Genomic DNA, 10,153 nt, shown 5'->3' with positions numbered 1-10,153 from the left:
CCGCACGTGGTGGCGCCGACGCTGGTGGCGACATCGCCACCAACATGCTCCCGCCGAACATCGCGGGTCACGACCCGGCGCTGGACCCGTACAACACCAAGTCCGGCAAGCCGCAGATCGACAAGGCCAAGGAAGAGCTGGCCGCGTGTGGCAAGCCGACCGGTTTCGACACGGTCATCGCCACCCGTAACGCCGGCAAGGAGCCGAAGACCGCTGAGGCGCTGCAGGCCGCGCTGAAGAACGTCGGCATCAACGCCCGGCTCGACCCGACCGACGCCTCGCTGTACTTCCGCTCGACCATCGGTGCGCCGTCCAACGTGCACGCCAAGGGCTACGGCCTGATGATGGCCGGCTGGGGCGCCGACTTCCCGACCGGTTACGGCTTCCTGTCGATCCTGGTCGACGGCCGCTCGATCTCCGCGTCGGGTAACAACAACTACGCGGAGCTCGACAACGCCGAGGTCAACAGCCTGATCGACAAGGCCAAGGCCGCGACCGACCCGAAGGCCGCCGCGGACATCTGGGGCCAGATCAACAAGATCGTCATGGACGAGGCCGTCATGGTGCCGTTCACGTACGACAAGGCCCTGAACTACCGCAACCCGCGACTGACCAACGTGTTCGTCACGGAGTACTACGGCATGTACGACTTCGCCAGCCTGGGTGTCACCAGCTGACCTGGTCGTCCATGACCGAGCAATGCCAGTAAGCCGGTAACCCGCCCTTCCGAGGAAAAGAAGGCAGGTGAAGGCCACGGCGCCGGCCGGTGAGACGGGAACCCCGTCGAGCCGGCCGGCGTCAGGCCGCACACGTGATCAACTACATCCTGCGCCGCCTGGTCACGGCAGTCGCGCTGCTCGTGGCCGTCTCGGCCGTCACCTTCCTGATCTTCTTCGCGATCCCGAAGGCCGCCGGCGCCGACCCCGCCGAGATGTACGTCGGTAAGTCGGCGACCCCGCGCGACGTCGAGGCGACCCGGGTCAAACTCGGCCTCGACCAACCGATCTACATCCAGTACGGGCGGTTCCTGAAGGGCATCGTCGCCGGCCGCGACTACAACAGCGGCCCGACTGTCACCCACTGCTCCGCCCCCTGCTTCGGCTACTCCTTCCGCACCGACCGCGAGGTGTGGCCGTTGCTCATCGACCGACTCCCGGTCACCGTCTCCCTCGCCCTCGGGGCCGCCGTCATCTGGCTGCTCTTCGGCGTCGCCGGCGGCGTCATATCGGCCTTGAGACGCGGCTCGATCGCGGACCGCACAGCGATGATCATCGCGCTCGCCGGCGTCTCACTGCCCATCTACTTCACGGGCCTGGTCGCGCAGCAGCTCTTCGTCCATACCTGGAACATCTTCGAGGGTGGCGAGTACGTCAACTTCAAGGACGACCCCGCCGGCTGGGCCAACAAGCTCTTCCTGGCCTGGGTCACCCTGGCGCTGCTGTTCGCCGCCCAGTACACCCGGCTCACCCGCGCCCAGATGCTCGAGACGATGAGTGAGGACTACGTCCGCACCGCTCGCGCCAAGGGCCTCAAGGAACGCGTCGTGGTCAGCAAGCACGCGATGCGCTCCGTGCTCACCCCGATCGTGACGATCTTCGGCCTGGACCTGGGCGGCCTCCTCGGCGGCGCGATCCTCACCGAGAGCGTCTTCAGCCTCCCCGGCATCGGGCGGCTCAGCATCGACGCGGTCAACGTCAAGGACCTCCCGATCATCCTCGGCGTGACGCTGTTCGGTGCGTTCTTCATCGTCATCGCCAACCTGCTCGTGGACCTGCTCTACGCCGTGATCGACCCGCGGGTGCGGCTCTCGTGACGCTGCCGCTGCCCCGTTCCGCTCGACCCGGCACCCCTGGAAAGGAGTGAGCATGTCCACCAGCCTGCTCAAGGACGGCGACCCGACCCCGGTCGGCGCCGGCTCGGCCGCACAGTCCTTCCTCGACGTGCGTGACCTGCGGATCCACTTCAAGACGGACGACGGCATCGTCAAGGCCGTCGACGGCCTGACGTTCCAGCTGGAGCGCGGCGAGACCCTCGGCATCGTGGGCGAGTCCGGCTCCGGCAAGAGCGTCACCAGCCTCGGCATCCTCGGCCTGCACCGGCGGGGCTCGGCGAAGATCTCCGGTGAGGTCTGGCTGGACGGCGAGGAGCTCATCGGGGCGTCGCCGGAGCGGGTCCGCACGCTGCGCGGCGCGAAGATGTCGATGATCTTCCAGGACCCGCTGACCGCGATGCACCCGTACTACACGGTCGGCAAGCAGATCATCGAGGCCTACCGGGTGCACCACAAGGTGAGCAAGGCCGACGCCCGGCGGCGCGCGATCGAGATGCTCGACCGGGTCGGCATCCCCCAGCCGCAGAAGCGCGTCGACGACTACCCGCACCAGTTCTCCGGCGGTATGCGGCAGCGCGCGATGATCGCGATGTCGCTGGTCAACAACCCGCAGCTGCTCATCGCCGACGAGCCGACCACCGCGCTCGACGTGACGGTGCAGGCACAGATCCTGGACCTGATCCGCGACCTGCAGGCCGAGTTCAACTCCGCGGTCATCATCATCACCCACGACCTGGGCGTGGTCGCCGAGGTCGCGGACGACATCCTGGTCATGTACGGCGGCAAGTGCGTCGAGCACGCCACCGCACAGAACATCTTCCGGCGGCCGGAGCACCCCTACGCCTGGGGGCTGCTGTCCTCGATGCCACGCGTCGACCGGGAGGTGCGCGAGCGGCTCGTCCCGATCAAGGGCAACCCGCCGTCGCTGATCAACCTGCCGAACGGCTGCTCGTTCCACCCTCGCTGCCCGTACGTCGAGCGCAACGGCATCCCTTGCAAGACGGTCGAACCGACGCTGGCGGAGGGCACGCAGGACCACGGCGTCGCGTGCCACATCCCGCCCGCGGAACGGCAGGCCATCTTCAAGTCGGACATCGCCCCATCCCTCTGAGGAGCACGACAGTGTCGACGAGCACCCAATCCCAGCCCGCCGCGGCACCGCAGCGGGGCGGCGAAAACCTCCTCGAGGTCCAAGGCGTGGAGAAGCACTTCCCGATCCTTCGGGGGGCGTTCTTCAAGCGCAAGGTCGGCGCAGTGCGCGCCGTCGACGGCATCGACCTCGCCGTCAAGGCCGGCGAGACACTCGGCCTGGTCGGCGAGTCCGGTTGCGGCAAGTCCACCACCGGCCGGCTCATGACCCGGCTGCTGGAGCCGACCGGCGGCAAGGTGATCCTGGAGGGGCGCGACATCTCGCACCTCGGGGTCGGCCAGATGCGCCCGCTGCGGCGCGAGATCCAGATGATCTTCCAGGACCCGTACTCGTCGCTGAACCCGCGGCACACGGTCGGCTCGATCATCGGCGCCCCGCTGCAGGTGCAGAACATCAAGACCGCGCACGGGCAGAAGCGTGAGGTCCAGCGGCTGCTGGAGCTGGTCGGGCTCAACCCCGAGCACTACAACCGCTACCCGCACGAGTTCTCCGGCGGTCAGCGCCAGCGCATCGGCATCGCCCGGGCCCTGGCCCTGCAGCCGAAGCTCATCATCGCCGACGAGCCGGTCTCCGCGCTCGACGTGTCGATCCAGGCGCAGGTGGTCAACCTGCTCGACGACCTGCAGCGCGAGTTCAACCTGACCTACGTGTTCATCGCGCACGACCTGTCGGTGGTCAAGCACATCTCCGACCGGGTCGCGGTCATGTACCTGGGCAAGGTCGTGGAGGTCGGACCGCGGGACGGGCTCTACGCCACGCCGCTGCACCCGTACACCTACGCGCTGCTGTCGGCGGTGCCGGTGCCGGACCCCGACCGCCGCGACAAGGCGCAGCGGGAGCGGGTCCTGCTGACGGGCGACGTGCCCAGCCCGATCGACCCGCCGTCGGGCTGCCGCTTCCGGACCCGGTGCTGGAAGGCTCAGGACGTCTGCGCCCAGGAGGAGCCGCCGCTGCGCGAGCTGCTGCCGGGCCAGACGGTCGCCTGCCACTTCCCGATCACCGACGAGGAGCGCTCGGGCAAGGGGGCCCAGGCCGCCCGCGCCGCCGCCGCCGAGATCCCGGTGGCGGCCTCGACCGACCCCTTCGCGGAGCCGATCGCATAGCCGGACGAATTGCGTCGGGGAGCCGCCAGTAACGGCTCCCCGACGTTGTTACGGTCGCGCCATGGACCCCGCCGAACGCATTCGCCTGGCCCGACTGGAGCGTCAGGTCGCATTTCTGTACCGTCATTTCGGGCTCGATCCCGCGCTCGCCGATGTATTCGGCGTCCCGGATGGACTCCCGCCGGAGTTCGTGGCCGCGCTGCGGCGCCAGGACCTGATCACCGCGATCAGGCTCTACCGTCAGGCGACCGGCGCCGGTCTTGCGGACGCAAAGGAAACTGTGGAGCGAATCGCCCGGGGTATTTGAAAATATTTGGGTGAATGCCTTCCGCAGGCGAATGTTTTTCGATCTCATATCCCCATCCCCTCGAACCGGGAGGACATGTGGGATTCAACAAGAGGTTCACGGGCGCTGCGGTCATCACCGCGGCGTTGACCGTGACCGCGGCCGGCCTGTCGGCCCCGGCAAGCGCCGAGGCCGTCGCCAACACGGAGTACACCGTGGTGGCCGCGGACAACGTCTCCACCACCGACGCGGCCGCGGCGATCGCCAAGGCCGGCGGCAAAGTCGTCGCGACCAACGACACGGTCGGGATGTTCACGGTCCTGGCCCCGCAGAGCGGATTCGTCGAGAAGGCGGCAGCCTCCTCGAAGCTCGTCGGTGCCGCGCACCGGACCGCGATCGGCAAGGCTCCCAAGAAGGAGCAGCCGGCCAAGGTCGAGAAGGAAGCACAGGCCGCGGCAGCGGCCGCGAAGAAGCCCGGCGGCAAGAAGCCCGCCACCGCCGGCATGGACCCCTTGGACGACAAGCTGTGGGGCCTCACCACGGTCCGGTCGGACAAGGCCCGCAAGGTCAACGCCGGTGACCAGCGCGTCACCGTCGGCATCCTGGACACCGGCGTCGACGCGTCGCAGCCCGACATCGCCCCCAACTTCAACTGGGCGCTGTCGAAGAACTTCGCGCCGGACAAGATCGACATTGACGGCCCGTGTGAGGTCGCCAGCTGCCTCGACCCGGTCGGCACCGACGACGGCGGCCACGGCACGCACGTCGCCGGCACGATCGGCGCGGCGGCGAACGGCTTCGGCATCTCCGGTGTCGCGCCGAACGTGTCGCTGGTCGAGCTCAAGGGCGGCCAGGACTCGGGGTACTTCTTCCTCGAGCCGGTCGTCAACGCCCTCGTCCACGCGGGGCAGACGGGCATCGACGTGGTCAACATGTCGTTCTACGTCGACCCGTGGCTGTTCAACTGCACCGCCAACCCGGCCGACTCCGCGGCCGCGCAGGCCGAGCAGCGCACCATCATCCGGGGCATGTTCCGGGCGCTGACGTACGCCCACTTCAAGGGCGTCACGCTGGTCGGTGCGCTCGGCAACAACCACGAGGACAAGGGCAAGCCCCGCACCGACATCTCCAGCCCGGACTACCCGGCGGACGCCGCGTACGACCGGCCCATCGACAACAGCTCCTGCTGGGACCTGCCCGTCGAGGGACCGTTCGTCATCGGTGTCTCCTCGCTCGGCCCGTCGCTGAAGAAGTCGGACTTCTCGGACTACGGTCTGGAGCGCATCGGCGTCTCCGCACCGGGCGGCTGGTTCCGTGACGGCTTCGGCACGGACACCTACCGCACCAACGAAAACATGATCCTCTCCACGTACCCGAAGAAGGTGCTGCAGGAGGAGGGCACGGTCGACGCGGACGGCAACGTCCTGCCGGAGGCCGAGGGCCTGGTGTACAAGGAGTGCAACGCGGCCGGTAAGTGTGGCTACTACACCTGGCTGCAGGGCACCTCGATGGCGTCGCCGCACGCGGCCGGCGTCGCGGCGCTCATCGTGAGCGCGCACGGCAACAAGCAGGGCAAGGGCTTCGGCCTCGAGCCCTGGAAGGTCGAATACATCCTGTACAGCACGGCCGCCGAGCACGCCTGCCCGACGCCCGCGCTGCAGACCTACACGCAGGAGGGTCGCCCCGAGGAGTTCAACGCGCTCTGCGAGGGTGGCACGCAGTTCAACGGCTTCTACGGCTTCGGCATCGTCGACGCCTACGCGGCCGTGACCACCAGGACCTGGTGGGAGCACCGCTAGTTCGTTGTCCGTCCGGTGGCGCGTCTCGCGTCACCGGACGGCGCGGTCAGCCGGTGGCGCGTCTCGCGTCACGGGACGGCGCGGTCAGCCGGCCGCCGAGCAGGGCGTCGGCCTTGCCCACCAGGACGCCCGGCCGGATCGGTTTCGTGTGGTACTCCGTCGCGCCGGCCATCATCGCCTCCGCCGGGCCACCCATCCGCCCGTACGCGCTGAGCATGAGAATCGGCAACCCCGCCGTCGCCGGGTCGGCCCGCACCGCCTTGCACAGGTCCAGGCCCGACACCTGGGGCATCCACATGTCGGTGACCAGCAGGTCGAACTGCTGGCTCCTGAGGGCTTCCAGCGCCGCTCCACCGCTGTTCACGGCGACGACGGCAGCACCTGCGGACTCCAGGATCATGGTGAACAGGTCGCGGATGTCGGAATCATCCTCGGCCACCAGGACCCGGGCGACCGGTGCTTCCTCGTCCTGCATCAGCCCAGCTTAAGATCCTGTTCGTGGCGTATGAGGCGGCTTCGAGCCGATACCAGGACATGCAATACCGGCGCAGCGGGCGCAGCGGGCTGAAACTGCCGGCGATCTCGCTCGGCCTGTGGCACAACTTCGGGCACGCCCGCGCGTACGAGACCCAGCAGGCGATCGTGCGTCGCGCCTTCGACCTCGGTGTCACGCACTTCGACCTGGCCAACAACTACGGGCCCCCGCCGGGCTCCGCGGAGCTCAACTTCGGCCGGATCCTCGCCGAGGACCTCCGCCCCTACCGGGACGAGCTGGTCATCTCCACGAAGGCCGGTTACGAAATGTGGGACGGCCCATACGGCGAGTGGGGCTCCCGCAAGTACCTGACGGCGTCGCTGGACCAGTCGCTGCAGCGGATGGGCCTCGAGTACGTCGACATCTTCTACTCCCACCGCCCCGACCCGGACACCCCGCTCGAGGAGACGATGGGCGCGCTGGACCGGGCCGTGCGGGCCGGCAAGGCGCTCTACGTGGGGATCTCCAACTACTCGCCTTCGCAGACCGCCGAGGCGGCGGCGATCCTGCGGTCGCTGGGCACGCCGCTGCTGATCCACCAGCCGCGGTACTCCATGTTCGACCGCTGGATCGAGGAATCGCTCCTGGACGTGCTCGCCGCCGAGGGCGCCGGGTGCATCCCGTTCTCGCCGCTCGCGCAGGGACTGCTGACGGATCGGTACCTTTCCGGCATCCCGGACGATTCACGGGTGCGGACCAGCCGGTTCCTGAACGAAAGCGACTTGTCGGACTCGCGCCTCAAGACGATCGGGGCGCTGAACGAGGTGGCCCGCGAGCGGGGGCAGAGCCTTGCGCAGCTCGCCCTGGCGTGGGCGCTGCGCGACCCGCGGGTCACCTCGCTGATCATCGGGGCGAGCTCGGTGGCGCAGCTGGAGCAGAACCTCGGTGCACTGTCCGCACCCGCGCTGTCCGCCGACGAGCTCGCCCGCATCGATGAGCTGCTAGCGGCTTAGCAGGCTGTTCAACGTATTGATCACCGGCTGGAGGGCGGCCGGCACCGCGCCGTCCTTCGCCACGACCTGGTCGCCGCCGTAGCTGACGCTGTAGGTGTAGCCGTCCGCGACGTTGCTGTTGTCGTTGACCTTCGGCAGCTTCGAGAACCCGACCTGGTCCAGGGTGCTCTTGAGGGCGGCGAGCTCCGCGGCGGTGAGCTTGCCCTCCTTCGAACCGCTCTTGGTCGTCAGCGTCCACCCACCGTCCGGACGCACGACCAGGCGGTCGTTCGTGCCCGCCAGGCCGCCGGTGCGGGTGAAGACCAGCAACGTGTCACCGACGTTCGGGGCGGCGCTCGTGCTGGCCACCGGGCTGCTGGGCGCGGTCGGCGCGGTGGCGCTGCTCGACGGGGTCCCGCTGGCGTCGGCCGCGGTGTCCGTCGTGCCGTCCGCGCAGCCCGTCAGGGCCAGCGTGAGCAGGGCGGCGAGGGCGATCGGGGTCCTCGGCTGCATCTTCGTCTCCATCTCGGTTGGACTGTCCGGTCGTAACTCGGGTTCCCCGTGACGTGTGCTGCGTTACGCGTTACTCGCTCGTTTTTTGTCGTACCCCCACGACATGATTGCCCCATGCGCCTCGACCCCTACCGTCACGTCCTCGCTCTCCCCGGCGTGCGGTCGCTCATGGTCCTGGCGCTGCTGGCCCGCATCCCGATCACCGCCATCGGGGTCACGATGACGCTGCACGTCGCGCAGGACCTCCACCGCGGCTGGGGCGCCGCCGGTCTGGTCGGTGCCGCGCTGACCGTCGGCACCGCCGTCGGCGGCCCGCTCAACGGCCGCCTGGTCGATCGTAAGGGGCTGCGCCCCATGCTGATCGTCACGACTGCCTGCGAGGCGCTGTTCTGGGCCGTGGCGCCGACCCTGTCCTATCCGGCGCTGCTCGTCGGCGCCTTCGTCGCCGGCGTGTTCTCGCTGCCGGTGTTCTCCGTGGTGCGGCAGTCGCTCGCCGCCCTGGTCCCCACCGAGCAGCGCCGCCAGGCCTACGCGCTGGACTCGATGTCGGTCGAGCTGTCGTTCATGGCCGGGCCGCCCGTCGCGGTCCTGCTGATGAGCACCCTGTCCGGCCAGGTCACCATGTGGACGATCGGCGGCTGCCTCGTGCTCGCCGGCATCGCCCTGTTCCTGACCAACCCGCCGATCCACGCCCCCGCAGACCTCACCGCGCCCGCGGACGACGCCACCCCGGTCCGCCGCCGCGACTGGCTCACCCCGCGCTTCGTCGCCGTCTGCGCCGCCGCGGCCGCCACCACGATGGTCCTCGCCGGCACCGACCTCGGCATCATCGCGATGCTCCGCGAGGCCGGCAAGGTCCAGCTGGTCGGCGGCGTGCTCGCCGCGTGGGGCGTCTATTCGCTGATCGGCGGCTTCGTGTATGGCGCCCTGACCCGCGCCGTGCCCCTCGTCGCCCTGATCGGCGGCCTCAGCCTCTTCACCCTCCCGATCGGCGTCGTCGGCGACCGATGGTGGCTGCTGTTCATCGCACTCCTGCCGGCCGGCGCCCTCTGCGCCCCCACCCTCAGCGCCAGCGCCGACCTCGTGAGCCGCCTGGTCCCGTCCTCGGCCCGCGGCGAGGCCATGGGCTGGCACGGCTCGTCCCTGACGGTCGGCCTGGCGATCGGGTCCCCCCTCGCCGGCTGGGCCATCGACCGCGGCTCGCCGGGCTGGGGCTTCGCCGCGGTCGGCGCCGTCGGCCTCCTGATCACCGCCGTCCTGCTCGTCCTCCGCCGCGGCAGCACCCCCCTCGACCCAACCCCAGCGGCGTCCACTCCCACGCTGCCCCCGGCCACGGCTTCCGCGACCGCCGCTTCCGCGGCCACGGCTGCTGCGGCCACCGCAAGCTCGTCTGCCCCGGCGGCGATCGGCACGACCACGGCGACCTCGCCGCCGGTTGCCCACTCCCCCGCGGGCGGGCTGTCCGTGGTGCCGCCTTCTGTCGCGTTGCCACCTGCTGCGGCATTGACCAGCACGGAGTAGACCTGGGTGCCGCCGGCCGGCGCCCGCCACCACCTGCGTGGGGAGCACCGACGAGTTCGTGCGCAGACCGGGGCCGGAGGTCGTGTCCGCCGGGTCCCCTGTCCCCGTAGTCATGATCGTGAAGTGGTGGCGCGCCCGCTCGCTGAAGCAGACCACTTCGGCCGCTTGAAGGAGCCGGCTCCCTCGGTTCGGTGTTCAACCTGCCCGGCCGCGATGCCCGGTCCGCAACTCCGATCTGTGAAAGATCGTGTCCGGCGGGTGGGTCGCGACAAGCCGGAATGATCTCCGGGGTCAGTGAGCCTGTTGCGTTTGGCGGAAAACCGTCTCGTCGACGGTCGCCGCGACCCTCGACGGCCGCCGATCGGCCGCGACCGGCCCGCCCGGGCCGTGTGGTCGTGTCCGCTGCGGTGGTGTACGGCCGGCCGTGCTGGCCTGCCCGTTTCGGGCAGCCGCGGTTGCGCAGTTGATGGCGGACCTGTGCTT

Annotated in this window: 10 protein-coding genes; 8 read left to right on the top strand and 2 right to left on the bottom strand. The window is 69.5% G+C overall.

Annotation, left to right across the window (positions count from 1 at the left end; translation table 11 throughout):
• The 6 genes from ACFPIJ_RS64130 to ACFPIJ_RS64105 all read left to right on the top strand — a co-directional run.
• On the top strand, positions 1–677 hold a 677-nt coding region (locus tag ACFPIJ_RS64130), incomplete at its 5' end, for an ABC transporter substrate-binding protein (RefSeq protein ID WP_380129397.1).
• A 134-nt stretch (positions 678–811) separates the two neighbouring features.
• The gene (locus tag ACFPIJ_RS64125) at positions 812–1,813 is read left to right on the top strand and encodes an ABC transporter permease (protein ID WP_380129396.1); all 1,002 of its coding nucleotides are present in this window, start codon (positions 812–814) and stop codon (positions 1,811–1,813) included.
• Between the two features lie 52 nt (positions 1,814–1,865).
• On the top strand, positions 1,866–2,942 hold the full coding sequence (locus ACFPIJ_RS64120; protein ID WP_380129395.1) for an ABC transporter ATP-binding protein: 1,077 nt from the start codon (positions 1,866–1,868) through the stop codon (positions 2,940–2,942).
• An 11-nt stretch (positions 2,943–2,953) separates the two neighbouring features.
• Positions 2,954–4,084 carry an ABC transporter ATP-binding protein gene (locus ACFPIJ_RS64115; RefSeq protein ID WP_380129394.1) on the top strand — a complete coding sequence of 377 codons (1,131 nt, stop codon included), beginning with the start codon at positions 2,954–2,956 and terminating at the stop codon, positions 4,082–4,084.
• Between the two features lie 61 nt (positions 4,085–4,145).
• On the top strand, positions 4,146–4,391 hold the full coding sequence (locus ACFPIJ_RS64110) for a hypothetical protein (protein WP_380129393.1): 246 nt from the start codon (positions 4,146–4,148) through the stop codon (positions 4,389–4,391).
• Between the two features lie 77 nt (positions 4,392–4,468).
• Positions 4,469–6,169, top strand: coding sequence for a S8 family serine peptidase (locus tag ACFPIJ_RS64105; protein ID WP_380129392.1), 1,701 nt, complete (start codon positions 4,469–4,471; stop codon positions 6,167–6,169).
• Between the two features lie 46 nt (positions 6,170–6,215).
• On the opposite strand, the gene ACFPIJ_RS64100 is transcribed toward ACFPIJ_RS64105, so the two are convergent.
• Positions 6,216–6,644, bottom strand: a complete 429-nt coding sequence (locus ACFPIJ_RS64100; protein ID WP_380129391.1) for a response regulator — start codon at positions 6,642–6,644, stop codon at positions 6,216–6,218.
• A gap of 59 nt (positions 6,645–6,703) precedes the next feature.
• Here ACFPIJ_RS64100 and mgrA point away from each other — a divergent pair, with 59 nt between their 5' ends.
• On the top strand, positions 6,704–7,657 hold the full coding sequence (gene mgrA, locus ACFPIJ_RS64095; RefSeq protein WP_380129410.1) for an L-glyceraldehyde 3-phosphate reductase: 954 nt from the start codon (positions 6,704–6,706) through the stop codon (positions 7,655–7,657).
• On the opposite strand, the gene ACFPIJ_RS64090 is transcribed toward mgrA, so the two are convergent.
• On the bottom strand, positions 7,646–8,149 hold the full coding sequence (locus ACFPIJ_RS64090) for a hypothetical protein (RefSeq protein ID WP_380129390.1): 504 nt from the start codon (positions 8,147–8,149) through the stop codon (positions 7,646–7,648). The genes mgrA and ACFPIJ_RS64090 overlap by 12 nt on opposite strands.
• Positions 8,150–8,263: 114 nt before the next feature.
• On the opposite strand from ACFPIJ_RS64090, the gene ACFPIJ_RS64085 reads away from it, so the two are divergent.
• Entirely contained in the window at positions 8,264–9,670 is a 1,407-nt protein-coding gene (locus ACFPIJ_RS64085) for an MFS transporter (protein ID WP_380129389.1), read from the top strand.
• Positions 9,671–10,153 lie beyond the last annotated feature (483 nt).

Source organism: Dactylosporangium cerinum, assembly GCF_042653625.1.
GTDB lineage: Bacteria > Actinomycetota > Actinomycetes > Mycobacteriales > Micromonosporaceae > Dactylosporangium > Dactylosporangium cerinum.
The sequence above is the reverse complement of the archived record's forward strand: the minus strand, read 5'-3'. Positions and strand labels throughout refer to the sequence as shown.